This window comes from Pseudobdellovibrionaceae bacterium, from assembly GCA_020635075.1.
In the GTDB taxonomy this organism is placed as follows: Bacteria; Bdellovibrionota; Bdellovibrionia; order Bdellovibrionales; family UBA1609; genus JADZEO01.
The window spans coordinates 853900-878623 of the sequence record JACKAM010000001.1 but is presented as its reverse complement, the minus strand read 5'-3'; the positions used below and the strand labels follow the sequence as shown (position 1 = coordinate 878623).

The window sequence follows — 24724 nt, the reverse complement described above, 5'->3', positions numbered from 1 at the left end:
GGTACCTATTTGTCAAAAACCAGAAGCTGGTTGTTAGCAGGCATACTCACATCTTCGCTCAAAACCAAGCCCGCCTCGGCAGCCATTTCGCAAACCCACTCAATGTCGCGAACGCCGCTTTTGGGATCCCGGTTCTTCAACCACTGATCAAACTCCTCGTTGCTCTTAGTGGTAAATTCACCGTCATATTTGAAAGGACCGTAGATGATCAGCTTTTGAAAGCCGTCACCAAGAATATCCAGGTGAAAGAACAACTGATCCACATCATTCTCGCCCATGATGTGAAGGCTATTGGCCGTAAAGAGAGTGTCAAAGCCCTGATCTCCCAGAGCCTGCCAATGGCTCTCTTGATTCACATCCAACTCAAGAGGACCCAGAAGGTTTTTGAGTCCTGCCTCCTGCACCCACAGCTGAATGCCTGCCAACTCCCCCGCCAAGTCCGTCGGTTGCCACACCAAGTGGGGAAGGTCCGTCGCAAAGTAGACCCCATGCTGACCTGTACCCGAGGAGATTTCCAACACCCGCTGACTCGAAGCCATCAGACGCCTGAGCTCCTTGAGGATGGGTTCACGATTACGCTCACAGGATGGGACAAAGGGCTTTTCCATTCAGCCAATTTTAACCAGGCTTCGTGGGCAATCAAGAAGCATCCTGCACGCCCTTTGACGCATTTGGACTTAAGTTTTTTAATTTTAATACTTAATTTTATTGATTTTACGACCAGATAGGTTAATTTTCTTAAGCATGAAGACGGAACTCAGTGATATTCTCAATCTCAGTGATGGCACCCCAGTCCTCGTGGAGAAGGTCCACCTCCCCGACAAGGGCATCCACGTGGAAGGCGAATTTGAACTCCCCCCACTGGCTCGCCTCGCGATGGAAGACCAAATCTTTGTCGCCGCCTTTGTCCGCTGCCATGGCTCCATCAAAGAAATGGAAAAGTATTTTGGCGTCAGCTACCCAACCATCAAGGGCAAACTGCGCCGACTCGCCGAGATTTTGGACTTTGTGAATGTGGAGATATCCTCTGGCGGCAGCGACCACCGACAGGACATTTTGGATCGCCTGGAAAAGGGGGAAATCTCCGCTGACCAGGCGCTCAAGGAACTCAAATAGATGTTGAACCTCAAGGAGAAGACTAATGGATGAACAACGCCGAATTCTTAACATGGTTTCCGAAGGAAAGATCACTGTCGAGGAGGCGGAGAAACTCCTGGCAGCTCTCGCCTCATCTGAACCAACAAAATCCCCGTCACCATCCTCGACCGGCACCGAGCAAAAGAAGATCATCCCCAATTATTTGTGTGTCACCGTCGAGCCCAAAGAAGGGGGTGAAAGCGGAGACCGGGTGAACGTTCGCATACCCCTTAAGATCATCAAAGCAGGACTGAAGCTCTCTGCCTTTATGCCGGACGCAGTGAAAGAAAAGACCCAAGCCGCCATGAACGAAAAGGGCCTCAACTTCGATCTGAACGACCTAAACAAAGAGAATATTGACGAATTTCTCGCCTCAATGGCTGATTTTCGCGTCGATGTCGATAGCGCGAATGAGAGAGTTCTGGTCTATTGCTGCGAATAGAGCTTAAAACTCCTGTCCGTTGAATAGCAAGCGGGTGCGCTGAGCATTGATCTGCTGTAGATCGATGTTCCAATCAAAATGCAAATCACGTGACGGAGTGAACCGGTAGTCAAAATGACGGGTCTTGCGCTCTTTGAATCCCAAAGCCTTGTCAAAGATCAGACTCACGTGAAGGAAATTGGAACTTTCATCGTAGTCCAACTCCTCAACAAACGGCGATGGTGTCCATGGCCAGTTGATGCCCTCCACCCAAAAGGTTAATGGTTGCCGGTTGAGAATTTCCTCACGTACGGCTCGCCCCTGCTTGCAATGGGCATAGTAATAAGTGGTGAACTGGATTTCCAACTGGGCCTCATCCTCAGAGACGTGAACACCGAAGATGCCATTGATGTGACTCGCCCTGCGAAAATCACAATGCTCGATCGGGTACTCGGGGGTGATTTTCACGCCACGACTCTCAAGTGCTGTCGCCGTCGTCACGCCCGCCATCAATAGAATAAAAAATACCGCCTTTTGAATCATCTGCCGCCCCTTTTATTGAATTTCAATTGAAGAAGCTTCGGCCTACAGGAGAAACCTCTGGGATTCAAGTTATTTAGACACTCACCGAAAGCGCCACCCCAATGAACTCCAGCTTGAAAAGCCCTGCTCTCACTGATAGGATCGGCCCTAAGTGTTAGGCACGAATCCAACCATCCGGAGACCATGGCCAAATAGATGGGCAATTTGATCGTTATTCTTCTGCTTCTTGCAGCCAATGGTTATTTTGTTGCCGCCGAATTTGCACTGGTTAAGCTCAAGGGGTTTCGCCTTGAGGCCATGACCGAACGAGGAAGTCGTGTAGCCCTGCTCACACAGAAGATTCATGACAATCTGGAAGTCTATCTCGCCGCCTGCCAGCTGGGAATTACCATGGCCTCGCTTGGATTGGGCTGGGTGGGTGAACCCTTTGTTGCAACCCTACTCACGCCCCTGCTGGAGTCCTTCCATCTCTCCCCTGAAGTGATTCACAAGGTAGCCTTCCTCCTTGGCTTCATTCTGTTTTCGAGCCTTCACATCGTCGTGGGCGAGCAGGTACCTAAGACTTTTGCCATTCGAAAACCTGAAGCTGTCTCTCTGTGGGTGTCTTACCCTCTCCACTGGTTCTATTTGCTTGTTTATCCTCTTAACTGGCTTCTGAATTCGGCTAGCCGATCCTTTTTGTCAATGTTTGGGGTGGAAGAAGCTACTCATCAGGACATCTTCACCGATGAAGACATTAAGAGCATCATTGAGACCAGCGAGGAAACCGGGAACATTGAATCTGAGAAAGCGGCCATGCTGCAGAATTTGTTTGAGTTCGAAGACCGCACAGCAGAAGAAGTCATGGTTCCACGAGCAAAGGTCAGCTCGATTGATCTACAAGACACATGGGAGGATAACCTAGAGGTCTTGCGCAACACCCAACACTCCCGGTTCCCCGTCACCGATGGGGGCGACAACAAGATTGTGGGCGTCCTACTTGTGAAGGATCTCTACAATCTTTTGATGATCAATAGAGAGGAAAACATCGCTTCTCACCTACGCAACTTGATTCGCAACCCAATGGTGATTCCAGAAACCCAAAAATTGGGAAAACTGTTCGAACAAATGCGTAACAGCCGCCAACACATGTCGATTGTCATCGATGAGTACGGTACCTTTGCCGGCATCGTCACCATGGAAGACCTGCTTGAGGAAATCGTCGGCGAAATCGAAGATGAATTGGACATGGATGGGGCCACACTTTCTCTTGTTCACAAAGGCGGTGGCTGGGAAGCTGACGGTTGGACCCAAATTAGCGACATAGAAAGGACCTTGGATATTCAGTTTGAGGAATCCCTGGATGCGAACACTCTTTCAGGTTTGTTCATGTACCGTCTACAGCGCGTGCCGGAAGTAGGAGACTCTATCACTGAGCAGGGATATAAATTCAAAATTGTCTCCATGAATGGCCGCCGGGTGAATCTCACCCGCATTGAGAAGGTCGCACTCGACGATTCTGATCCTGGCCTTCCCTGATCACTGAGAGTGTCAGCCCGATTGACACCCGTCATTTCTCTATCACCTCCACCCAGGGGATTGACAACTTGTTGAATACTGGCGCCAGCATGCCTCTAGATTTGCACTGAGCTGGCAGAGCCTTTGTATCTTCTATTTCCTATACTGACCCGATGGTTGGGTGAGATCTGATTTTATCGCGGCTCATGAGGAGCCGCGTTGGGTGAATCGACATGAAAACCGTTAGCACAACTGGCTGGGGTATTCTCCAAGTAGGCCTCCCCTTGTCCATGCTTCTCCTTACAGGGTGCATGAACCCCTTTATGGCCGGCTCAAAAAATGACCCCCGCGACACCCGGCCCTGGAGCCAATCCAGCATTGGCGAAGTGGTCAGCAAGACTTTTGCGGCCCCGGACCCCGAGCTTCGTTTGCTGACCTCCTATGAGTACCATAACACCATAGAAGACCTCCTCGGCCTCTCATCCTCCATCGACGAAAACAGCGGGACGGTCATGGGCTCCTCTGTTCACGAAAACTTGCTAGCAACTTTGATTACAGAAGCCAAAAATCTCGCTGATCAGTACATCGCGCAAAAGGCGTCCTCCGAATTTCCTTGTTATACCAGTCAGAATCTCATGGAAGAATGCGCCCAGGCCATCATTGGCCGACTGAGCCAAAGAGCATTCCGGCGGATACCCACACCGGTCCAGCTGAGCAAGCTCAATGACGGTTACCACTCAGTCAGTTCTGGTACGGGCAGCACTAATGAGGGCCTCAAATACGCGATTAGCCGAATTTTGATTTCTCCTGATTTTCTCTACCGCCAGGAACTGGGCCGTGTGAGTGCCCAGGGCGGCATTTCTGTCCTGGATGATTTTGAGCGGGCATCTCTACTCTCCTACGCGGTGACCGGGAGCATGCCCGATTCGGCCCTTTTCGCCGACGCCCAGAGCGGGTCACTGGACAGCTCACAAATTCGCCATCATGTGCGTCGACTCCTCAAGACTGCCAAGGGGCGCAATCACACAGTTCGCTTTTATAAGACCTGGCTGCGCATGGAAGAACTGGATCGCATGGCCGCAGAACCCGACAAGTATCCCAAGTTTACCGATCCACAGGTTGTCGACGGACTTCAACAGGAGTTCAGCACCTATATTACCTCCACAGTTCTCGACAATCAGGCCAATTTAAGGGATCTGCTGACCTTGCCGGTCACCTTCGCCAACCAGCATACTGCCCCACTTTATGGCGTATCCGTCTCTGGATCATCAATGGTTGAAATCAGGATGAGCAGCTCCCGCAAGGGAGTTCTGGGTCTTGCCAGTTTTATGGCCGTCCATTCTTCAGTCGCCGAAGAATACAAGGATCGCCCCGTTGGTCGCGGCCTTGTTATCAAGAATCAATTCCTGTGCGAACGAGTGGGAATTCCCTCCGGCATCAGCCTTGAAGATGCCACGAACAATGCCATTAACAATGAACCCAACTTCAACAACCTCACCGTCCGCGAACAATTCGAAGTCATCATGGATCAGGATCAAGGCTGTGTTTCTTGCCACAGTCAGTTCATGCCCTATGGGTATGTTTTCTCCAACTTCGATGCTCTTGGGCGGGAGACGACCTCTTATAAAGGGAGACCCATTAACAGCACGGCAGATGTAACCATTGATCGACAGGTCAAAACCTACTCTGATTCTCAAGGCATGATTGAGGACCTTGTCCACTCCCCTTCGGTCCACAACTGTCTGACAAGAAACCTCGTACAATTTTCTTCAGGGGCCGCGAGGGACGATTCCCGCACCGAGGAAATTGCCGCGCAAGTCGCCCCTTACGTTCAGCACCACGACTACGCTCTCCAGTACCTGGTCGAGGATGTTTTAGCCTCTCCTGAGCTTTACGTGAAAGGGACAAAGTGAAACGCCGCGAGTTTATCTTTAGATCATTAAAGGCCAGTTTGCTTTTGAGTCCGGTTCTATCCATACGGCGGGCTGAAGCCCAGTCTCTGCCGCCCCTCAGGGCTTTTTTTGCCGTCAACTCCTGCGGCTACCCCACCGGCGCTGATTTTTTCCCCACAGGTTCGGAGACCAATTTTAACCTGCCCTACATCATCGGCGGTTACGCCAACTTGAAGTCTGACATTGTGGTCATCGATGGAATCAATTCACGGGCTTCAGGCCCAGCGCCTAGAGGCAACAACCATGTGCGCAGCATGGGTAAGGTATTAACTGCAAAAGACATTATCCAGAAGGGCCGAGAGGAAGACGGCGTGCCCGGCGGAGTCTCCATTGACCAATTTCTTGTCCAACAGTTGAAATACAAATCTCTGGAGGTTGTGGTCGACAACCGCTACCGAGACCATATGAGGTGGCAACCCTTTGCCACAGGCCGAAGCGTGGTCAAGCACCCCATTCAGGACCCATCACAGGCGTTCACCAAAATTTTTTCTGGCTTTAAACCGCCTGCTCAAGAAACGCCGGCCGAGAAACAACGACGAATTGCGGCTTTGATACAAAATAGGTCTCTTCTCGATGATCTCATGGAAGATTTGACCCGCTTTCGCGCTGAACTGGTAGGAGTTGAAAAACTCAAACTTGATATTCATGAAGATGCCATCCGCAAAGCCGAGCAAAGCGTTGCCGCCGACATCAAAGAAGCTCAAGGCACGAGTGCGATGGCCGCCTGTAGAGTGCCGGGAAATCCAGGAAGACCTGGGAACTTCCCGACACAAAGCCAGGCCCATTTTGATCTTCTCTACGCGGCCTTCACCTGCCAGCGCATCGGTATTGGTGCCTTGTTGATGGGCTTCTCCGGTTATCACTGGCGCTATGAGTGGGTTCCCGGAATCAAAACAGATACGATTCATAACTCCGTTCACCACCGCGCCTCGCAGGAGCGGGAACAATACCGACGGGCGGCCCGCTGGGACTGGGACCAGGTGGCCAAGTTTGCTGAGCGCCTGAAGGCCACGCCTGACGGCTCAGGCACTCTACTAGACAATGTTCTGATATTATCAACAAGTAATTTTGGCAATCATCACTCTCAGGCACGTCTGCCAACCATGCTGATTGGCAACGCCCAGGGGAAATTGCGCACTGGCCGGTTTCTAAAACTCAGTGGTACCCAGGACAACAGCAAACTCCTGACCTCGGTGGCACGACTGATGAATGTTAATGCCAATGGTTTTGGAGACTTCCCCGGTAGCGGCCCGCTGGGTGGCCTGTGATTGGAAATTGACCCGGCCTTTTAATATGTTCCCCTGAGGTGGTGGGTGCCCCAACACTCAACTACCTATTACAAATCTGATGAGACAAAGGGTACTGATATGGACATCAAAAACTGGGCTATCAGTGGATTGACAATTTTGCCCCTCCTGTTACTGGGCTGCACGGCTGACCCTCTGATCCTACAGGATGAAGTTTCCTCAAGCAGCATCGGGACTGGACCTAAAATAACCCGGCAGCCCACTGATATCTACTGCTACTCAGGAAACACGGTGACTGTGAGCATCAGTGTCGAGGGCGATGTGAGCGAGTACATCTGGTACAAGGACAATATGGTGCTGGCCAGCCAAAATACGGACAAGTTGATGATCACCGCCGCGGCCCAATCAGACGTGGGTGACTACCATGTCGTGGTCACTAATGACCAGGGAAGTACCAAGAGCAGCAGTTTTCGCATCTCTGTTGTGGAACAATGGAATCCTATTGCCCCAGAAATTCAGCAACAACCGGAATCCGAAATCAACCTTAACGAAGGAGAGAGCTTTGAACTCACGGCCAGTGCCTCGGGAGTGCCCACTCCGACCTATCAGTGGTACAAGAACGGCACTGCCATTCAAGATGCCACCAATCCGGTACTAAACATTGAGAATCCGCCGGCCAATGACAACCCGGACACTTACTCTGTGACTGTGACTAATGAGGCTGGCTCGGTCTCCAGCAACAATAGTGCTGTTCGCATTTATCCCCGTCTGATGATGACCCGTTACTACTCGCCTGCCATGAAGGATCATCAGAGCACGACTTCTGAGCCTGGCACTGGATACACCCGGGAAGGCCCGCAAGGGTACTTTCTGCAATTACCACGCACGGGCACAGTGGCCGTCTATGAGTGCCTGGTGAACCAAAGAGATCACATGCTTTCCAAAGACTCTAACTGCGAAGGCCACCTTCGCCTCAGAACTGCCGGACAGCTGTGGCGGGAACAGGGCCAGAGTTCGACCCGCCACGCTCTTTACCGTTGTCGACTTGGCACGAACCACTTCGCCAGTCGCCGCAGCGACTGCGAAGGCCAGACCGTGGAGCACCTCATCGGCTACGTTGAATAAATCCGAGCCAGACTTGAACTTTTCGAGAATGCGGCAAAACGCTAAATGCGTTTTGAAGCGGCTCGTGGACGAGAGGGCCGAGCGAGACTTGCGAGTGAGGTTCTCGGAGTCCAGAGGCGTCGAGCTTGCTCGGCGCCTTCGTGAGGGAAACTGCCTTCTGGCAGTTTTACTCGCGACTGGTGCCCCGAGCCAGACTTGAACTGGCACGACCTGTGAGGGTCCCAGGATTTTAAGTCCTGTGCGTCTACCTATTTCGCCACCGGGGCACTGGGCTGATTAGAGCCTGATAACCTCGCCCGAGGGAGCCGGACTGTCAATGGATTTTGAAAAACCGCCTGCTCTTCAGGCAGTTACCGGCCTTGCCTGAGATTGTGCTTTTGACAAGTCGGGGTGAAAGTGGGGAAATAAACTGCTCTTCACAGAGATTCTCTCACCGGACGAGGACTTCATGATTAAATCAGCAGCACGGCAATCCGCCCACTATTACAAACCATTTGTGGTTTCGTCTCTCGGCGTCCTGATCCCATTGTGGATTCTCTCAGAGCTGGCTGACCAGTATTTTGCTCTTGGGGCCAAACTGGCCGAGAGAGGAAGTCCAGAGCAATGGATGGCACAACTCGGGCAGCTGTGCACGGCCGTGGTGGTGAGTTTTGTCCTGATCCTGCTTCTCCCGGTGCGCATGGACGACTTAATCAAAGGCCGTAAACCCCTCCGCTCCTGGGTGAAGGTGGCCAACCAACAGGGCTGGCCACTTTTTGTTGAAGGCCTTAGGATGACAGCTTATGTCATTTTATGGAGTCTCCTTTTAATCCTTCCTGGAATCTACAAACAGATTCGCTATCTTTTTGTCCCCTTTGTTGTCCTATTAGACCCCCAGTATCAACAAGGAAAGGTCGATGCTCTGGAGCGATCGAGCCTTCTGACCGTCGGCGTCTTTTGGTGGTTGGTTTTGCTATTTGCCATGAGCTTTGGCTTGGAGCTGGGCTTTGAAATGCTTGGCCAGCTTCATCCGGCATTGACTCATCCCACAGCCCGCGTTTTAACAGGAGGGTTGTCGATGCTGGCCTCGATCTACTTTTACATCTGGTTTTTCTTCATTTACGAAGCCCGAAGCAAACAACTTCAATCAAGCTGCTAAAGCCGGGGAGGAATCAATGGAATTGATGTTTAATTGGGAAGCTTTAACGACAAGGGGCAAGGCCTACACCTTTGATGATGTTTTGCTGGTACCAAACAAATCAGAAGTCCGTTCCCGTCGTGACCCTGATCTCTCCACACACCTCACCCGAGAAATGACTATTGATCGCCCTTTCATTAGCGCCAATATGGATACCGTGACTGAAGCAGAAATGGCCATCGGCATGGGCAAGCTTGGGGCCATTGGCATCCTTCACCGTTTTATGTCCATTGCAGATCAGGTCAAACAAGTGACCAGGGTCAAGGAGTCAGGCGCTGCCCACATTGGCGCATCAATTGGGGTCAATGAAGATTACCAAGATCGTGCCAAGGCCTTGGTGGAAAGTGGCGTGGATGTTCTCACCATCGATATCGCCCACGGGCATTCGGTCGCCATGCTCGAAGTGATGAGCTGGCTCAAGTCCGAGTTCAAGGGGCTGCAGATCATTGCGGGCAATATTGCAACCCCTAAAGGTGCTGAGGATTTAATTGAAGCAGGAGCCGACGCCATCAAGGTGGGCATTGGTCCTGGTTCCATGTGTACCACGCGCATTATCACCGGCTGTGGAGTCCCTCAGCTCACAGCGATCTCCCTTTGCGCTCACGTTGCCCGCGCCAAGGGAGTCCCAGTGATTGCTGATGGTGGCGTCAAAAGCTCGGGAGACATTGTTAAGGCACTTGCCGCCGGAGCGGACTCCGTGATGTTGGGTTCTCTGTTGGCGGGCACTATTGAGACCCCTGGCCCTATCCGCAACGGCATGAAGCAATATCGGGGAATGGCCTCTAAGGCCGCCCAAGTCTCCTGGCGAGGAGGAGTCCCCGAGGGTATGGCCCCTGAAGGAGAGTCCACCCAACTGCCGGTTAAGGGCCATATCTATGATGTGATTAACGAGCTTTCGGGCGGCCTTCGCAGTGGCATGAGTTACCTTAATGCCACGCGGATTGAGGATATTCGCAGCAACGCCCTATTCATGGAAATGACACCCATGGGAATTCTTGAGTCTCGGGCTCACGGACTAAAGAACTGATTTTTTATCCCCATCACAAAGCGCCATGAGTCTTCTCAACGGCTTAACCCTCTGCAAGCAGAGGGTGCCGCACCCGGGCTCGGATTCCCTCTTTGACGGAATTGGGGGAGGCCCTTAGCCTATGACAACGATGTTTTCACGTTGTGTTTCCTAGGCTGCTTTCGTCCTTTGTTGAACACGGTCGTCACGGAAGATGAGGGCCTTCGGGCCTTACGAAGAAGTCGTGCCTGATGAAGTTTCTGTTGTGTGAGCCTCCCTTTTTGCTGGGGAGGCTTTTTTTATGATTCCGCCTGGTCTGGACTGCTCACTCACCCCCCTTATTGATAAATTAGAGGCATGACTGAAAAATCACCTTCCATGCCAATCGCTGTCTTTGATTCCGGAGTCGGTGGCCTAACGGTATTAAGGTCCCTGGCCCAGGCTTTCCCGAAGGAAGATTTTATTTATCTTGGAGACACAGCCCGCCTTCCCTATGGAACCAAATCCCCAGTGACCATTCGCCAATATGTCGAACAAAACATCCGCTTTCTTCTCGGCCGTCGCGTGAAGGCCATTGTCGTCGCCTGCAACTCGGCTTCCAGCGTTCTGGACCCCTCCGTTAAAGCCCCCGTCCCCATTTACAATGTGATCGACCCCGGAGCCATTGCCGCCGTGTCCGCTAGCCAGAGCGGGAAAATTGGTGTTATCGCCACCCGCACCACGGTCGCCCAACAGGCTTACGTCAAAGCGATTCATGTCCTCGACCCCACAGCTGAAGTCTACCAACAAGCCTGCCCCTTACTCGTGCCATTAGTTGAAGAGGGCTGGGTGGATGATCCACTCGCCAACCTGGTGGTCCATCGCTATCTAAGCCCGATTAAGAACTCTGGAGTGGACACCCTAATCATGGGCTGCACCCACTACCCCGTTCTCCGCGAGGCCATGGGTAAGGTGATGGGACAAGATGTGACTTTGGTTGACTCGGGAGAAGCCATCGCTCAATTGATGGATCAAGACATCAAGAATAAAAGGCTTCTCCCCAACCCAATTGGCCAGGGCCGGCTAGATCTCCTCAGCACCGATATGGCTGAAAACTTCCGCTTGATGGCGGAGAGAATTCTTCACCCTCTGGCACCAGCTAGTTTCACCCATGTCGACCTTTAAGGCCGAGGGGCTTTTGCCGGCTCATTCTTGTTGTTGTCCTTTTTCATCCAGGCCGTCAATGCTGAGCGCATGGCTTTCTCCACCGACATATCCAGGGGCGTCAGACGGTCTTTAGGCAAAAACACCGTAAACCCTCCCATCTGATAACTCATCGGAAAGAACACAGCCACCCGATCCTTCTTATTGATTCCATCCGGGAATTCGCGCAGATCGGTTCGAGTCACAAGGCCAATTGTCTGCACATCAGAATCCGGCCAGGTCACAGCCACCACCTGACTTTCGTTTTGACCCTGACTCTTTGGCGAAAAATAGTCGGTTAAATCCTGAATGGCGGTGTAGAGACTTTTAACCAGAGGGACCTTGCGGAACAAGCGATCAATCAGCAGGTGGAGTTTGTTGCCAAAATAATTGGAAAGCGCCAAACCTAAAAAAAAGATAAACAGGATTCCTGCTAAAAATCCCATACCTGGCCAATAATACTCGGGCGGAATCAGGTTATGGAAGACGCTGTAAACGGTGTCGTCTACCCAACGAAAAAATCTAATCAAGATGTAGATCGACAAAAAGGTAGGCAAAAGAGCAAATAACCCCCGCCCAAAAATACGCAAAAATGAACGCATCATAGGATTTCACCCTTATAATAGGCCACCTCGTCGGGTGCTGGGTGAGCATTATATCCACTGGCCATCACCGCTCCGTATGCACCCGCATCCATGATTGCCAGCCAATCCCCTTCCTGAAGGTCCGGCAAAGTTCTCTCATGCCCAATCACATCAGAGGATTCACAAATGGGGCCAACCACGTCATAGGTTTTCAATTCACGATCTGCACTCTCGTCGATGGGCAATATCCGATGGTAAGCCTCATACAGGGCTGGCCTCATCAAGTGGTGCATCCCAGAATTCACAATGGCAAAACGTTTATAGGGTGTTTCTTTGACGTATTGAACTTCGGTTAAAAGCACACCTGCTCGCGCCACCAGGATGCGCCCTGGCTCACAGAGGATTTCACAATCAAGAGGTGTCAATAACTCCACCATCTGTCGAGCGTAGTCTCCAAGGCCAGCCAGTTCCTGGCTGGTGTCTGCCGAATGATAGTCAATGCCAACCCCGCCGCCGATATCAAAGGTGCGCATCTGATGCCCCTGGGATTTCAAACTTTCAAAAAGAGGGATGGACTTCTTCACCGCCTCAACAAGCGGCACCATATCCCTGATTTGAGATCCGATATGAAGAGTCACTCCAACAAGACTGAGAGAGCCAGAGAATTCCTTAAGAATGCGGTCCAACTCGAACAAGAAGCTCACATCCATGCCAAACTTATTTTCGCGAAACCCCGTGCGGATGTATGGGTGAGTATCAGGGTTCACATCAGGGTTCAGGCGAAAAGCCACGGGAGCCACCAAGTTCATGGCACGGGCCACTTGACCAATGCGCCTGAGCTCTGCTGGGCTTTCAACGTTGATTTGCCGAATGCCACACTTTAAAGCGAGCTCAATTTCCCATTTTTCCTTGCCCACACCGGAAAAAACCAGCTTGGATGGAGAAAACCCATGGGCCAGAGCCAGCTCAATTTCACCACCGGACACCACATCAGCTCCAGCACCTTTCTTGGCTAAGATCCTAAGCAAAGCGGGATGACTATTAGCCTTCATTGCATAGTGAATGGATGCCTTTTGTGCAAATGCCTGGCTAAAGCGATCAAAACGGTTGATCACATCATCAAGGCAATAAAGGTAAGATGGCCGCTTCATGTTTTGACTAAGAGCGTGCAATGAAAAGAATTTATCACCACTGCTGAATCCTAGCTTTCCGCCTTGGTAGTGAAAGGGCATTTTCCTGACCTACTCCCGATCCAGGCCAAACTCTGAATGCAGAGCTTTAGCGGCCTCCGAAAGATTACTCCGATCGATCACCGCGCTAATTTTAATGTCAGAGGTCGTGACCAGATGAATGGGGATCTCGAGCTTATCCAAAACCCTGAAAAAACGCGCCGCCACACCGGGATGATTGGCCATTCCCACACCCACCGCTGAAATCTTGGCCATGGCTTCCATTCTTGTCACCACCGTCTTTTGATCCACGAGCCCCTTGACGACTTCAATCGCGGGATTGAGATCCTCTTCTCGTACAGAGAAGGCAACCCTCTGGCCTTCTTCGTTGTGGCTCTGGGTGATAATATCCACCACCACGCCTTTTTCAGCCAAAGTCTCGAACAGTTGGGCCATAAAGCCAGCCCCAAACGGAACCGGAAACAACTTCAAAACCACGGTAGCTGCATCGTGGGTTATTGAGGATACGACTGGAGCTTCCATCTTTTCTCCTTCGGGAACCACCCAGGTCCCTTCACGGGTTTCAAATGTGGAACGCAGGTGGATTTTGACCTTGTATTTGGCTGCCAATTCAACGCTTCGAAAATGAAGCACCTTGGAACCAAGGCTAGCCATTTCCATCATCTCTTCAAAACTCAACAGCGGAATCTCTCTGGCCTCCGGAACCATCCGTGGATCGGCCGAATACACGGCTGGAACATCTGTATAGATCTCACAGGCTCCCGAACCGAGAGCTGCAGCCAAGGCCACGGCAGTCGTGTCAGATCCACCTCGCCCCAATGTGGTAATCTTATCCCCCTCCGTTACCCCTTGAAAACCGGCGACAATGGGTATGACGCCTTCGTTCACGTAGGACAGGAGCTTATCTGTATTGACGCTCGTAATACGGGCCTTGGTAAAAATCGAGTCCGTATGAATGCCCAATTGGTGGGCTAAGAGGGGAACGGCTTTGGCTCCACGCTTTTCCAGGGCAATGGCCAGCAAGGCAATCGACACCTGCTCTCCTGAGGCGACTAACATATCGTAGGCTGGCCCACGGTAAAATGGGTCGATGTCGTTCGCGAGGCGAACAAGACGATTGGTTTCTCCCGACATCGCACTGGCGACAACAATGGGCCTCTGCCCGGACTGGGCATCAGCCAATACGCGTTCGGCCACAGCTTCAATTCTTTCGATAGAACCAACCGATGTACCGCCGAACTTCTTGACCATAATGGGTGAGTGAGCTTTCATGATCTCGGTACCCTATCATGACGGAGCCCTGCGTGAAAAGTTTTATATTTGGCCATAGTCGGCAGAACCTACCCCTGGTCGCCTATCAGTTTGGTAACTCCGGTCCTAATGTTTTGATCCTCGGTGGTGTCCATGGGGACGAATGGGAAGGGGTAGTTGCTGCCAAAGCACTTTTGGCCCGCCTCGCCCAGGGGTCCCTCCCTAAACTGCAATTGACGTTGATTCCAATGTTCAATGTCGATGGTGTTCTATCCTGCCAAAGGAAAAATTCGGCGGGCGTCGATCTCAATCGAAATTTGCCCACTCAGGATTGGTCAGATGAGGTGGCCAGTGACCGCTACGACCCGGGGACTTCGGCCAACAGTGAACCGGAGAACCAAGCTCTGACTCAGTGGCTGGAAACCCATAACCCGCGCCTCATTATCAGCCTTCACTCTTGGAAACCCATGCTCAACACCAATGGTGATTGCACTCGAGTGGCTGAGGTGATTGCCAAACACACCGGTTATGAAATCCATGAGAGCATCGGCTATCCCACCCCGGGCTGCCTTGGTACCTACTGCGGCTTGGAACGGGATATGCCCACCATAACCTATGAAATTGAGCGCGGCTTGCATCCGGACAAAATCGTTGGGATACATGTACCTGCTATTCTGGAGTCCTTAAAAATCGTTGAGTCTGCTGGTTAATTGCGAGGGTATCAAAAATGAATGTGTCACAAATGCAAAGTCTCATTTCTCAAACTTTCGAGGAAATGGATTCAATTAAGAAATTTGACTCTCTTGAAGAAGATCGAGTCGAAGCAATTAAAAAAGCCGTTAAGGGTCTGGACTCTGGTGAATACCGGGTTTGTACCAAGGAAAAAGGCGAATGGGTCACTCATCAGTGGCTTAAGCAGGCCATCCTTTTGTTTTTCAAGCTAAAGAAAATGAAAACCATCGAAGCCGGGGACTTCCGTTTTGTCGACAAAATTCCTCTAAAGAAATGGGAAGGCCACGAGGGCGTTCGAGTTGTCCCTCACGCTCTTGTTCGCCAAGGCGCTTATATCTCCCCAGGCTCCATCTTGATGCCAAGTTACGTTAACATCGGAGCATGGGTGGGGCCAGGGACAATGGTGGACACCTGGGCCACTGTTGGCTCCTGTGCACAAATCGGTGCCAATGTTCACCTCTCTGGTGGTGTCGGCATTGGTGGGGTTTTGGAGCCCGTCCAGGCTAGCCCAGTGATTGTCGAAGACAATGTTTTCGTCGGCAGCCGCTGTATCCTTGTCGAAGGCGTAGTGGTCGAGGAAGGCGCTGTCCTGGGTGCTGGTGTGACCATTACATCGAGCACAAAAATCGTAGACGTCAGAGGATCTGAACCCAAAGTCCTCAAAGGCCGGGTCCCCAAAAATGCTGTAGTCATTCCTGGGACCATTTCAAAAGAATTTCCGGCGGGAAGTTTTGGCGTCCCTGCGGCCCTGATTATTGGGGAACGGAGCGCTTCGACCGACAAAAAGACCTCCTTGACAGAGGCCCTCAGAGATTTTGAGGTTTCGGTTTAGGAGCCACCGGGATCTATCTTTTTGCTACTCAGCAGGTGCCAGTAGCTCTTCCAGAGCCGCCCTTAAGGTTTGGACAGGAACACCCCAAAAAGTAGAGCTGTCTGGAGTGACTTCTTCGTCTTCAGCAGGCAATCCTGTCGTCGCGACGCCAACGACTTCTCCCTGGGCATTCAGAAAAGGAGAACCGCTAAAGCCATATTTACCATCGTTAGTCGTATAGAGACAGGATTCGTTGCTGGAACACCCTCTCATTTGCGAAAACATTCCGCCCATGATGGATCTGGGTCCCGGCATCATCCCGCCGGAAAATCCCACGCCGACAGCCGGAGCACCGTACAAACGGCCATCCACGGCCGAAGGGTCAAGAACTTGCCCCACCGTCATAAAAAAACTCTCACCATCAGAGTTTGCTTTGCCAAACTTCTCTCGCCCTTGTGTCTCGGCTGGAAATCCGGCCACAAACACCTTTTCACCGATTGCAGGCAGAGAGGCTGCCAGCTTTAGTGGCTTGCCAATAGGATGGCTCAATTGAAACAATGCCCAATCATCTTCTGATTTGAGATCATTATCCAGGTGTTTCTGATCCAGCACCTTCCAGTTCATGACCATCTTAATGGTCTTTTGATCTGCCAATTGACCCCAGACCACCTCGCCCTTGCTGTTTACCAAGGCAAAGGGGTGATTCATCTTCCCATACATGGTTTTTTCGATGGAGACATTAATGGGACGTGAAAACTTCGCAAAATATTTGCGGATGGTGACCAAATGGAAATCCACGTTGTGAAAAACTGTCGCCAGGACGTTATCGCGCTCCAGGACAAAGGCAGTTCCTCGGACGTAGGTGGCATCAATGATACAAGGTTCAAGTTTTAACTCCAGACATCCTCTCAATTGAGAAACAATCACAGCCTTTTCATGTTCATCTACACCCGTCATTTTGGAGACTTCCTCAATGGTGGCCGAGGGATTTTCGAACAAACGAAATTCATGAGTCCGGGGAGCAAAAATCTTAAAGACTGATTCTTTAGCTGCTTCAACTTGGGGGAACTCAGGCAAGGTCTTCAAAAAACCAACCTCTGCAAAAGCCAACTGACTCGAAATCATGATGCCCAAAAACAAGATCGCACGTGATGTAAGAACAGAAAATAGCATGGCCAATCCTTTTAATTTAAAAACTGAGAGTGTCATCGAGTCAGGTAATCAGCAACCTGGGTGCCACCCAGGCTTGACCCCAGATGGAATCTAGAGGTTTTGAGACCGCGCCTGTGCCCCAAATCGGCCAAATGACCAATTTTACGACCTATTTCCGCCCATAACGGAGGAGCTCTGAGGACTGGTAGGAGGTATTGACCCGAGCCGGGAGGTAAGAACTCAAAAAAGCCACTACGACAGCCACGCCAAGAACAAAATAGATCAATTCAGGAGTCACTTTTACCGGAATTGAAGAGTCATAATAGATGTCTGGAAGCATCTCGATAGGATATTTGTCGAGCAAATAGCAAGCTCCCAAACCAAGTGCCAAACCACCACCCATTCCGAAAAAACTCAGAATCATTCCAACCCGGGTGAACACTTGCCGCGTTCGCGCCTGACTCATTCCCATGGCCATGAGAATTCCCAAATCACGACGTTTTTGGGTCAGCAACAACACTAACACTGTGACGATGGAAAAACACGTGATCAGGGCACTCAAGGCCAGAAAAATGGTCATGGCCAGCTTTTCCATCTTGAGAGCAAAGAACAGAGCTTCGTTACGGGAGACCCAGGTGTCCACGTCAAATCCACGCTTCCGATATTCCTCTGCCATGGCATTAAAGTCGTAAGACTCCGGAAGGCGAATTTCCAGAGCCACCTCGCGACTCACAGACTTGCGAAAGCGATTGAGAGTGTGAGCCGGATTATAAAACATCATCTTGCCGTCCACATCAGCCACCCGTGAGGAAAGAAGAGCTCGAACGGTGACCTTCTCATAGACAGGTGTCTCCCCTGCCGGTGCCAAAAGACTTTCTGGTGGGATCACTAGAATCTGATCGCCCTCAAAAATCCGCAGGGTGTGAGCCAAATCCACCCCCAAGATCACTTCCCCCCCATCCAGATGGGCGAGCCTTTGCACCAGCTCCTTTTCACTTTCCGCTTTAGCTTCTTGTTTTTTTTCAGTCTCGTCAGGATTACCCTCAATCATGACAAAATCTGAGTAGGGACTCTTGCGCTTTTTGCCGGCGTTTTGAATATCGAGAAAGATTTTCTCCAGGGAATCCCCATCCATTCCCTTGGCCACGGCACCACCAAAGGTCCCTTCAAGAGTGCGCAAAATGACATCCTGACTTTCAACAATGGCGCCATGAGCTCCAGGAAGTTGACTGACTTCAGCCCGAAGGGCGCCAAGGTCCTCCCGATTTTTGCCAATGCCCTCATGTAGACTGCGGGTGGAAACCACCAAGTGAGGTTCGACTGCCAGCAGTCTCTCACGAATGGTTCCATTAAAGCCATTCATGACTGAGAGGACGACGACCAAGGACAGGACTCCAAGGCCGATTCCAACGATACAGATCCAAGCAATGGTGCGTACTAGGGACCCAGCCCGTTTGGAAAAGAGATATCTGGTAAAGAAGTTCCAGGTCATTGCCTTCCACTATCTCTGACCTGATGGGTTTTTTCAATCATTGACTAGGATTTTGATCTACTTTGGCCCCTTTTTGAACCAGGCCATCACCCGTGACCACCAACTCCCCGTGGACGGATGTTGCCCCTTTGGTCCGTAGAGTCGAAGAAACTCCTCCGGCGGCAGATGGTCGGTCACCGGCCCCTTGTTAAAGTTCGCCAACAGGAGCTTTCTATCCTCTTCGGTCAATGCGAGTACGTGACGAAGAACTTCAACTGCCTGTTTGACGGATGCCAGCTGAGGGTCTTCATCAAAGCGAACAATCTCACTACCCTCCACTCCGCCCGAGTGATTCTCATCCTCAAGGACTACACCCGTTTTGACTCCCTCAAGAATGTTCCATTCAACCACCTGTCCACAAAAGCTGATTTGTTGCTTGATGATGTTTTCCCGTTCATCCAACCAAATAAAAAGATCTGCCTCCTTCGCACTATGAAGCCAGCGGCTGGTCACATTTTGGCTTTCCGTCTTGATGACGTCGACAGCCACTTCTTCCAGACTCTCGCCGATGTCCTGAGCGTTGAAAAACAAGATGGTGGGACGGCCCTCAGATTCACCAGACATTCAATTTCGCCCTTCTTCTACTTTGCCTTCTCACCGCCGGCAGGCTTACGGGACTTGGACTCCTCTTCCCGCACATCTTCCACGTTGCCGCGCAGGAAAATGGACTTCTGCATCGCCTTGAGCAATACCACAGCTTCATCCAGGGCTTCAACCGCGCGACGGCTGGTGCGTGGCAAGTCAGGTGCTACCTCCTGAATTGCAGGAGCCAATTTTTCGAATTCCTTTGCCAAGGTACTGAGGCTGGCAATGAGTTGGCCCATCTGCTTACCCATTTGGGGGGCTTCCTTGGCCATTTCAGGCAAAATCACCTTCATCTCGCGGGTCAAATCAGTCATGCCCACCACCATCGACTCGAAGCGATCATCGCGATTAAGAGTGACCGTCATTTTGGTCATCTCTTTGGCCATCCTGTTCAAATTAACAACAAGAGGCTCCATGCGATCGAGAGTTTTGATGAGAGCCTCTGTCCTCTTAGGATCAGCAAAAGCACTTGAGAGCACCTTAAGACTATCCACCATCCCGCTAAAGCTAGAGAGAAAGTCATTCATGCGCTTTCCCGAGACCAGATCCATCAAATCCATACTGGGTTTGGAAGGAATGATTCCACCCTCGGCCACCTCAGTTTGATCCGACCCAATGGACAAATCCAATACCTTTTCACCAATAATAAAGGGCCGCACCACCTGAATGCGGCTATCGGTTCGCACCCGACGAGAGAACTTTTCCAAAATCCGAAACCGCACCAATACCCGATCGGAAGACACCAACTCCACATCACTCACTTCCCCAGCGCGAAGACCTGACACCTGGACCACAGTTCCAGGATGAATTCCCTCAGCATTGTCGAGAGAGGTTTCATAGAGAACCTTCCGCGAGAACCAGCCCTTTTTAATGGCCACCCCGACAGTGACGGCAATGGAACCAACAACTGCGGCCAGTAGAAAAATCCCCGCTGCTCTTTCAAACCTGTTGAGCTTAACCTTCATGAGGATGCCTTTTTGTGAGTGATAATAAATGCATTCTGAACCACTTCCGTTTCTTCAATTCTCTGACTTCTCATTTCCAGGGTTTTGGTCGCCACTTTGCGGGCAAAGGTCACATCATCGGTGGCCGTGATCACAATGTGAAACTGCCCTGACTCACGACCATCGTGAACGAGTTTACACAAAGCATCTTTTCGCGACTGAGAAAGACCAATCGTCGGTTCATCCAATATCAGTACTCTGGGTTTCATCACAAAGGCACGAGCGACAACCGTTGCTTTTTTGATACTCCCCGACACTCGACTCGGTCGGGAGTGCAGGTGCTCTGAGATTTCAAAAATTTCGGCCAGCTTCTCAACCCATGCCGTCGCCTCATTCGGCGCCATCAGCTTGTGGTATTGGAGAGGAAGCATCAGGTTTTCAAACAGAGTCTTGTTGGAAATCAAACCACCCAACTCAAAACTGTAGCCGATCTGCAAACGATAAGGGAGAAACTCCTCAAAGGACATCTCTCTTGTACCCACACCGTCTATCTTTAGATCTCCTGCTGTAGGAGTCACGAGGGCGGCCAAAATCCTAAGCAGGGAGCTTTTGCCCCCGCCTGAGGTGGATTTGATCCAATAGGCCCCGCCTTTGACGAACTCATAATTGAGACCGACAAAAATGGGTTTGATTTTAGGCCCAAAGGAAAAGCCTAAATCCTCAAGGCATATTGATTCAATCGCACCTACTGTAGCCAACCTAAATGACTCCCAATTGTATGAGTTGGTTGAGATAAAACAAAGTCGTTACACCCAAATTGAAAATCGTTACGTATATGATGCTGTTCATCACCGCCTTGGTTGTGACCTGGGGTACTTCCTCGGGGCCACCCTGAACCAGCATTCCCTGGTGACTACAGACCACAAAAATAATCGCCCCAGAAAAGGTGTTCTTAGCTAGAAATAGCAACACGTCCTCTGCGGCAAAGGCCTGAGCCAAAGACTCAGAGTAAAAGGAAAAGGGAATGTCGTGAATTAAAGAGGTGACGAGAAAACCACCGATGAGGGCGACAACAATAAAGTAGAAGGCCAAACCAAGAACGCTAAGAATGCCACCCACAAGACGCGGAAAGACAATGTAGCTCAGTGGATTGATCCCCAAGACTTCAAGGGCTTCGGTCTCCTTATTGACTTTCATGTTTCCCAGCTCTGAGGCCACTGCTGTTCCGCTACGGGCAATGACGACAAGAGCTGTGAGCAAAGGAGAGATCTCCCGAACAATGATCACCACCAAAAGATTACCGATCATCTCTGCGCCGCCAAGAATACTGAGCTGAAGATTGGATTGCATGATCACAATACTTCCCGAGGCCAGGGCCAATACTGAAATCAGCGGCAAAGCCTGCACACCCGTAAAGTAGATTTGTGCCGAAATCACTGAGATTACGGAACGGATTCCCTGGGATTGATCATAGACAGCGGCACGAACGGCAAAATAGATCATCGACAAAACGCGGATTGTATAGCGAATGATGGCCAGGCCCCACTCCCCGAGCGAATCGATTCGGTTGGCAATGTAGGTGCCCACGACTCTGGCCATATTTACCCCTCACAGTCTCTAAATAAATCGGAAAATTAGGGGCTTATCTTGACCGGGCAAGGGAAGATCAGGACCTGAAAACGGACAGGGGCAAAATAGAATCTGTAGAACTGAGTCAGGACTTTAGTAGGCCCAAAGAGAGTAGAACTCACTCTTAACAACTTCGACCAATAACTCCCCGAAACTAGGCTCGAATCCACCCTGAACAATGGCCCGAGGATAAATGGTCAGGTCCGGAGGGAATACGGAAGAAAAAATCTTAAGCGATCGGTACATGTGGAGACGAGATGTGACCAGGATCAGATCGCGACAATGAAGGGCCTCGACTAAAGGCAAGGTCTGTTGGGCGTTCCCGTAAGTCGTTCCCGAGCGTTTTTCCAAAATCACATCTCGCTCATCAAGAGCTCCGTAGAACACCCACTGAGGGAAGATTTCCTTAAGCGTGGCATGAGGATAAACTCCCGAGATGATCAACTTCTTGATATTCTTTTGCGCCAGCAGATCAAAGCCTTCACGGACCCGACCGGCCCCGCCGGTCAATACCACAGCACAATCGGCCTTGTGATCTTCTTCCCAGGCAGTAGCCGGCTGAGCTTGAATGCGCTTCGACTCCCGAAGAAAGGACCAGGAGGTGAGACCCAGAACCATCAAGCCGGCCACCATCGACCAGGAACGCCAGTTTCTCAGCATTGCAGTCAACGCCGAGCCAGAACCTCAACCTCCACGTTCACACCTTTGGGAAGTGAGGCCACAGCAACACAGGAGCGAGCCGGAGGTTCGGCAGTAAAGCAGCTGGCATAAACTTCGTTAACCTTGGCAAAGTCAGCCATGTCGGTGAGAAAAATCGTGGTTTTCACCACATTGCCAAAGGTCATATCCGCTGCAGCCAACACGGCCTCCACGTTTTTCATTACCATCTGAGCTTGTTTTTGAATGTCGCCGGTGAAGACTTCGCCCGACGATGGGTCAATGGAAATCTGTCCAGAGCAATAGAGGGTGCCATCGACTTCAATGGCCTGAGAGTAGGGCCCCACCGGAGCAGGAGCTCTATCTGTCATAATCACTTTTTTCATTTTCGACTCCTCAATCAATTAAAAGTAAAATGCGATCCCCGCCTTGACCGGATGATCCCCCAAGGTTCGGAAGCGCACCTCACTGGAGATGGATGTCACACCGACCCCGGATTCAAACATAAAGGCTAAGCTGTCAAGACCATAGAGAAAAAACTCCGCGCCAAAAAAGCCACTCAGCTCAAATCCCGATTCGTTTTTACCTGCGGTTTCCACACTGAGGATTCCGGCTCCCGCCCCCATGTAGAAGTTCAAATTGGCTTCCATAAAGATCACCCTGTGCACACGGGCCATAAAGCCAAATCGGGAATTATCCTTGCGAGTATCCACACCCAGGGATGCCGAAAGCCCCAGTTGGGAATTCGGATAATAGCGCACAGCTAGGCTGGGCAGACTTTCGCCAAACTGATCCGAGTAACCGACCCCCAGACGATTCGTCAGTTCTTTAGCTTGAACCTGGCTGCCAACCAGGAGTCCCAGGCCCACCAGTCCCCCTGCCAATATCCGCTGCCACCGTCCCAGATGTTTGATCTTCATTGGTCCACCTCCCTGTATCCCCATTAAAGAGCCTAACTATTGAGTATTTCAAGTTATTTATTGCTTGCCACCGAGGGCCAGGTAGAATATCAATGACTTTCTTGAAATTCCGAGGGCCTGTAGCTCAGTTGGGAGAGCGCCACAATGGCATTGTGGAGGTCGCTGGTTCGATCCCAGTCAGGTCCACCAAAATTTAAAGCCATACGTGTAGTCATAAATTCCTCAGAGTTTAAATTTTTCTAATATTGCGGATTCGCTGTGGCGAATCCTGTGTGGACCTTCCCGATCGAACCAGCGACCGTAAAGGCCGTTAGGCCTGGAAAAGAAGATGACCGAAGATAGCGCGCGCGGATCATTCGGCCGCCGCGATATCGAGGGAAAGTCAATGTGAGCGACCCGAAGGCGCCTAGGCGCATGCCGACAACGGGGCGGTAACAAGCGAAAGTCCTTATTCCAAGAATGTTCCCTTGGACCGGTGGATTTGATAGCGAATGCTGATCATCTCAAATATGTCCTGATGGGAACTTCCCTTAACGCCTATAGGCCCCCCATTCATTTCAAAGGAAAACATCTGGGGCTCACCCGTCAAACCGGCCGGTCCTCGCGGATCGCCACTACCTTGTTCATATGGTTTTTGGTCTTGGCCATCGCCATCATCATTAGATGGCTGGGTCTCCTGCTGATCTTCTTGCGCGATCTCTTCATTGGCCCGCCCTTGGGCCTCACCATCCTCTGGAGATTTTTGATTCTCATCCTTGGATCCATCTGATTCAGCAGACCCTTTTCTAGAACCCAGGTGATCGAGCTCGGCCTTAGCCTGCTCGGTGACGTCCCTTCCAATGGCGTTTTGACTCTCAATTCCGGCCTGAACACCAGCCTGAACCCCCTCCGAGGAGAGGCCCTTGCTTTCCACAACTTTGGAAATCAAGCTGGACAAGGAGGATGAATCCATATCAAGGGGAATTGTACCAATGGGTGATGTCAGGGACTGCCGATCTGCACTTATACCCATACCATACTTGGCAAGAGTCTTTTCAACCTGAGGAAGGTGAGGACTGGAGTTGTTGGCATAATGCTGGATCTGCCCGCGAGAAAGATTTCCATACTTCTTTGTGATATCGACGATTCCCGAGTTGTCACCAACGCGCAGGGACTCTATCGCCGCCTGTCCATTGGCGCGAGATTGATTATCGGCCTTAATGCCAGACATAGTCTGCACCAGGGCTTTAGAAAGTAAGCCAACATTAGGTGGAAATTTGCTGATCGCGCGGCGTTCATCATTGATGGCGTTTCGAAACAAGTTGTCAGCAGCCCGCCGATTGGCGACAGCTCCCACGGAACCCACCGTTTCGATGCTACGCCCAGAAGCATCGATGATTCCTTGGCCTTGTGAATCTAAAGGCTGCAACAACCCGAACAGCGAAATTCCCACCAACCATTGGGAAAATCGA

At 51.1% G+C, this 24724-nt stretch carries 26 protein-coding genes and 2 tRNA genes; 12 read left to right on the top strand and 16 right to left on the bottom strand.

All coding sequences use genetic code 11. The features are described from left to right. Positions 1–5 precede the first annotated feature (5 nt). On the bottom strand, positions 6–608 hold the full coding sequence (locus H6624_03780) for a DUF938 domain-containing protein (protein MCB9083434.1): 603 nt from the start codon (positions 606–608) through the stop codon (positions 6–8). 136 nt (positions 609–744) lie between these two features. Here H6624_03780 and H6624_03775 point away from each other — a divergent pair, with 136 nt between their 5' ends. Both H6624_03775 and H6624_03770 read left to right on the top strand, forming a co-directional pair. After that, the gene (locus tag H6624_03775) at positions 745–1116 is read left to right on the top strand and encodes a DUF2089 domain-containing protein (protein ID MCB9083433.1); all 372 of its coding nucleotides are present in this window, start codon (positions 745–747) and stop codon (positions 1114–1116) included. A 25-nt stretch (positions 1117–1141) separates the two neighbouring features. After that, positions 1142–1579 carry a hypothetical protein gene (locus H6624_03770; GenBank protein ID MCB9083432.1) on the top strand — a complete coding sequence of 146 codons (438 nt, stop codon included), beginning with the start codon at positions 1142–1144 and terminating at the stop codon, positions 1577–1579. A 3-nt stretch (positions 1580–1582) separates the two neighbouring features. Here H6624_03770 and H6624_03765 read toward each other — a convergent pair whose 3' ends face one another. After that, positions 1583–2101 (bottom strand): hypothetical protein, encoded by a 519-nt coding sequence (locus H6624_03765; GenBank protein ID MCB9083431.1) that lies wholly within the window; start codon positions 2099–2101, stop codon positions 1583–1585. A 195-nt stretch (positions 2102–2296) separates the two neighbouring features. On the opposite strand from H6624_03765, the gene H6624_03760 reads away from it, so the two are divergent. The 4 genes from H6624_03760 (at position 2297) to H6624_03745 (ending at position 7922) form a co-directional block, all read left to right on the top strand. Next, a complete protein-coding gene (locus H6624_03760; protein ID MCB9083430.1) occupies positions 2297–3619 on the top strand; it encodes an HlyC/CorC family transporter in 1323 nt (440 codons plus the stop codon). A 212-nt stretch (positions 3620–3831) separates the two neighbouring features. Beyond that, positions 3832–5511: a DUF1592 domain-containing protein gene (locus tag H6624_03755; protein MCB9083429.1), complete on the top strand. Its 1680-nt coding sequence runs from the start codon at positions 3832–3834 to the stop codon at positions 5509–5511. Next, positions 5508–6818: a DUF1552 domain-containing protein gene (locus tag H6624_03750; GenBank protein MCB9083428.1), complete on the top strand. Its 1311-nt coding sequence runs from the start codon at positions 5508–5510 to the stop codon at positions 6816–6818. Before H6624_03755 ends, H6624_03750 begins: the two co-directional genes overlap by 4 nt. Before the next feature lie 99 nt (positions 6819–6917). Then, positions 6918–7922, top strand: coding sequence for an immunoglobulin domain-containing protein (locus H6624_03745; GenBank protein MCB9083427.1), 1005 nt, complete (start codon positions 6918–6920; stop codon positions 7920–7922). Positions 7923–8099: 177 nt separating this feature from the next. Here the strand turns inward: H6624_03745 and H6624_03740 are convergent. Further along, a tRNA-Leu gene (locus H6624_03740) sits at positions 8100–8188 on the bottom strand. A gap of 182 nt (positions 8189–8370) precedes the next feature. Between H6624_03740 and H6624_03735 the strand changes: the two genes are divergently transcribed. The 3 genes from H6624_03735 (at position 8371) to H6624_03725 (ending at position 11269) form a co-directional block, all read left to right on the top strand. Continuing rightward, positions 8371–9060 carry a hypothetical protein gene (locus H6624_03735; protein MCB9083426.1) on the top strand — a complete coding sequence of 230 codons (690 nt, stop codon included), beginning with the start codon at positions 8371–8373 and terminating at the stop codon, positions 9058–9060. Between the two features lie 25 nt (positions 9061–9085). Continuing rightward, on the top strand, positions 9086–10126 hold the full coding sequence (locus tag H6624_03730) for a guanosine monophosphate reductase (GenBank protein MCB9083425.1): 1041 nt from the start codon (positions 9086–9088) through the stop codon (positions 10124–10126). 336 nt (positions 10127–10462) lie between these two features. Next, positions 10463–11269 carry a glutamate racemase gene (locus H6624_03725; protein MCB9083424.1) on the top strand — a complete coding sequence of 269 codons (807 nt, stop codon included), beginning with the start codon at positions 10463–10465 and terminating at the stop codon, positions 11267–11269. Here the strand turns inward: H6624_03725 and H6624_03720 are convergent. From H6624_03720 to H6624_03710, 3 genes are read right to left on the bottom strand one after another with little or no spacing between them, the layout of a single operon-like run. After that, positions 11266–11892: a DUF502 domain-containing protein gene (locus H6624_03720; protein ID MCB9083423.1), complete on the bottom strand. Its 627-nt coding sequence runs from the start codon at positions 11890–11892 to the stop codon at positions 11266–11268. The genes H6624_03725 and H6624_03720 overlap by 4 nt on opposite strands. Further along, positions 11889–13103 carry a diaminopimelate decarboxylase gene (gene lysA, locus H6624_03715; protein ID MCB9083422.1) on the bottom strand — a complete coding sequence of 405 codons (1215 nt, stop codon included), beginning with the start codon at positions 13101–13103 and terminating at the stop codon, positions 11889–11891. The genes H6624_03720 and lysA overlap by 4 nt, the downstream gene beginning before the upstream one ends. Before the next feature lie 9 nt (positions 13104–13112). Further along, positions 13113–14333 (bottom strand): aspartate kinase, encoded by a 1221-nt coding sequence (locus H6624_03710; GenBank protein ID MCB9083421.1) that lies wholly within the window; start codon positions 14331–14333, stop codon positions 13113–13115. A gap of 32 nt (positions 14334–14365) precedes the next feature. On the opposite strand from H6624_03710, the gene H6624_03705 reads away from it, so the two are divergent. After that, positions 14366–15022, top strand: a complete 657-nt coding sequence (locus H6624_03705; protein MCB9083420.1) for a succinylglutamate desuccinylase/aspartoacylase family protein — start codon at positions 14366–14368, stop codon at positions 15020–15022. 32 nt (positions 15023–15054) lie between these two features. Further along, positions 15055–15876: a 2,3,4,5-tetrahydropyridine-2,6-dicarboxylate N-succinyltransferase gene (locus tag H6624_03700; protein ID MCB9083419.1), complete on the top strand. Its 822-nt coding sequence runs from the start codon at positions 15055–15057 to the stop codon at positions 15874–15876. Between the two features lie 24 nt (positions 15877–15900). On the opposite strand, the gene H6624_03695 is transcribed toward H6624_03700, so the two are convergent. The 9 genes from H6624_03695 to H6624_03655 all read right to left on the bottom strand — a co-directional run bounded on the left by H6624_03695 (position 15901) and on the right by H6624_03655 (position 23273). Next, positions 15901–17028 carry a trypsin-like peptidase domain-containing protein gene (locus tag H6624_03695; protein ID MCB9083418.1) on the bottom strand — a complete coding sequence of 376 codons (1128 nt, stop codon included), beginning with the start codon at positions 17026–17028 and terminating at the stop codon, positions 15901–15903. A gap of 148 nt (positions 17029–17176) precedes the next feature. Beyond that, positions 17177–18499: an ABC transporter permease gene (locus H6624_03690; protein ID MCB9083417.1), complete on the bottom strand. Its 1323-nt coding sequence runs from the start codon at positions 18497–18499 to the stop codon at positions 17177–17179. Positions 18500–18556: 57 nt separating this feature from the next. Continuing rightward, positions 18557–19102, bottom strand: a complete 546-nt coding sequence (locus tag H6624_03685) for a hypothetical protein (protein MCB9083416.1) — start codon at positions 19100–19102, stop codon at positions 18557–18559. A gap of 17 nt (positions 19103–19119) precedes the next feature. Next, positions 19120–20088: an MCE family protein gene (locus tag H6624_03680; protein ID MCB9083415.1), complete on the bottom strand. Its 969-nt coding sequence runs from the start codon at positions 20086–20088 to the stop codon at positions 19120–19122. After that, on the bottom strand, positions 20085–20825 hold the full coding sequence (locus H6624_03675; GenBank protein MCB9083414.1) for an ATP-binding cassette domain-containing protein: 741 nt from the start codon (positions 20823–20825) through the stop codon (positions 20085–20087). The genes H6624_03680 and H6624_03675 overlap by 4 nt, the downstream gene beginning before the upstream one ends. A gap of 1 nt (position 20826) precedes the next feature. Further along, the gene (locus H6624_03670; protein MCB9083413.1) at positions 20827–21570 is read right to left on the bottom strand and encodes an ABC transporter permease; all 744 of its coding nucleotides are present in this window, start codon (positions 21568–21570) and stop codon (positions 20827–20829) included. A gap of 219 nt (positions 21571–21789) precedes the next feature. Further along, on the bottom strand, positions 21790–22356 hold the full coding sequence (locus tag H6624_03665; GenBank protein ID MCB9083412.1) for a YdcF family protein: 567 nt from the start codon (positions 22354–22356) through the stop codon (positions 21790–21792). 5 nt (positions 22357–22361) lie between these two features. Next, positions 22362–22739, bottom strand: a complete 378-nt coding sequence (locus tag H6624_03660) for a RidA family protein (GenBank protein MCB9083411.1) — start codon at positions 22737–22739, stop codon at positions 22362–22364. An 18-nt stretch (positions 22740–22757) separates the two neighbouring features. After that, the gene (locus H6624_03655; GenBank protein ID MCB9083410.1) at positions 22758–23273 is read right to left on the bottom strand and encodes an organic solvent tolerance protein; all 516 of its coding nucleotides are present in this window, start codon (positions 23271–23273) and stop codon (positions 22758–22760) included. A gap of 113 nt (positions 23274–23386) precedes the next feature. Here H6624_03655 and H6624_03650 point away from each other — a divergent pair. Next, positions 23387–23462 (top strand) — tRNA-Ala (locus H6624_03650). 259 nt (positions 23463–23721) lie between these two features. On the opposite strand, the gene H6624_03645 is transcribed toward H6624_03650, so the two are convergent. After that, entirely contained in the window at positions 23722–24684 is a 963-nt protein-coding gene (locus H6624_03645; protein MCB9083409.1) for a hypothetical protein, read from the bottom strand. Positions 24685–24724: the final 40 nt, after the last annotated feature.

Bases quoted from the DNA above. Each gene is read 5' to 3' on its own strand.
- H6624_03685 (MCB9083416.1), bottom strand. From the start codon at position 19,102: ATGTCTGGTGAATCTGAGGGCCGTCCCACCATCTTGTTTTTCAACGCT.
- H6624_03695 (MCB9083418.1), bottom strand. From the start codon at position 17,028: ATGCTATTTTCTGTTCTTACATCACGTGCGATCTTGTTTTTGGGCATC.
- H6624_03745 (MCB9083427.1), top strand. From the start codon at position 6,918: ATGGACATCAAAAACTGGGCTATCAGTGGATTGACAATTTTGCCCCTC.
- H6624_03780 (MCB9083434.1), bottom strand. From the start codon at position 608: ATGGAAAAGCCCTTTGTCCCATCCTGTGAGCGTAATCGTGAACCCATC.
- H6624_03725 (MCB9083424.1), top strand. From the start codon at position 10,463: ATGACTGAAAAATCACCTTCCATGCCAATCGCTGTCTTTGATTCCGGA.
- lysA (MCB9083422.1), bottom strand. From the start codon at position 13,103: ATGCCCTTTCACTACCAAGGCGGAAAGCTAGGATTCAGCAGTGGTGAT.
- H6624_03670 (MCB9083413.1), bottom strand. From the start codon at position 21,570: ATGATCTATTTTGCCGTTCGTGCCGCTGTCTATGATCAATCCCAGGGA.
- H6624_03665 (MCB9083412.1), bottom strand. From the start codon at position 22,356: ATGCTGAGAAACTGGCGTTCCTGGTCGATGGTGGCCGGCTTGATGGTT.
- H6624_03775 (MCB9083433.1), top strand. From the start codon at position 745: ATGAAGACGGAACTCAGTGATATTCTCAATCTCAGTGATGGCACCCCA.
- H6624_03735 (MCB9083426.1), top strand. From the start codon at position 8,371: ATGATTAAATCAGCAGCACGGCAATCCGCCCACTATTACAAACCATTT.
- H6624_03760 (MCB9083430.1), top strand. From the start codon at position 2,297: ATGGGCAATTTGATCGTTATTCTTCTGCTTCTTGCAGCCAATGGTTAT.
- H6624_03700 (MCB9083419.1), top strand. From the start codon at position 15,055: ATGCAAAGTCTCATTTCTCAAACTTTCGAGGAAATGGATTCAATTAAG.
- H6624_03720 (MCB9083423.1), bottom strand. From the start codon at position 11,892: ATGATGCGTTCATTTTTGCGTATTTTTGGGCGGGGGTTATTTGCTCTT.
- H6624_03770 (MCB9083432.1), top strand. From the start codon at position 1,142: ATGGATGAACAACGCCGAATTCTTAACATGGTTTCCGAAGGAAAGATC.
- H6624_03755 (MCB9083429.1), top strand. From the start codon at position 3,832: ATGAAAACCGTTAGCACAACTGGCTGGGGTATTCTCCAAGTAGGCCTC.
- H6624_03730 (MCB9083425.1), top strand. From the start codon at position 9,086: ATGTTTAATTGGGAAGCTTTAACGACAAGGGGCAAGGCCTACACCTTT.
- H6624_03655 (MCB9083410.1), bottom strand. From the start codon at position 23,273: ATGAAGATCAAACATCTGGGACGGTGGCAGCGGATATTGGCAGGGGGA.
- H6624_03710 (MCB9083421.1), bottom strand. From the start codon at position 14,333: ATGAAAGCTCACTCACCCATTATGGTCAAGAAGTTCGGCGGTACATCG.
- H6624_03680 (MCB9083415.1), bottom strand. From the start codon at position 20,088: ATGAAGGTTAAGCTCAACAGGTTTGAAAGAGCAGCGGGGATTTTTCTA.
- H6624_03690 (MCB9083417.1), bottom strand. From the start codon at position 18,499: ATGACCTGGAACTTCTTTACCAGATATCTCTTTTCCAAACGGGCTGGG.
- H6624_03660 (MCB9083411.1), bottom strand. From the start codon at position 22,739: ATGAAAAAAGTGATTATGACAGATAGAGCTCCTGCTCCGGTGGGGCCC.
- H6624_03765 (MCB9083431.1), bottom strand. From the start codon at position 2,101: ATGATTCAAAAGGCGGTATTTTTTATTCTATTGATGGCGGGCGTGACG.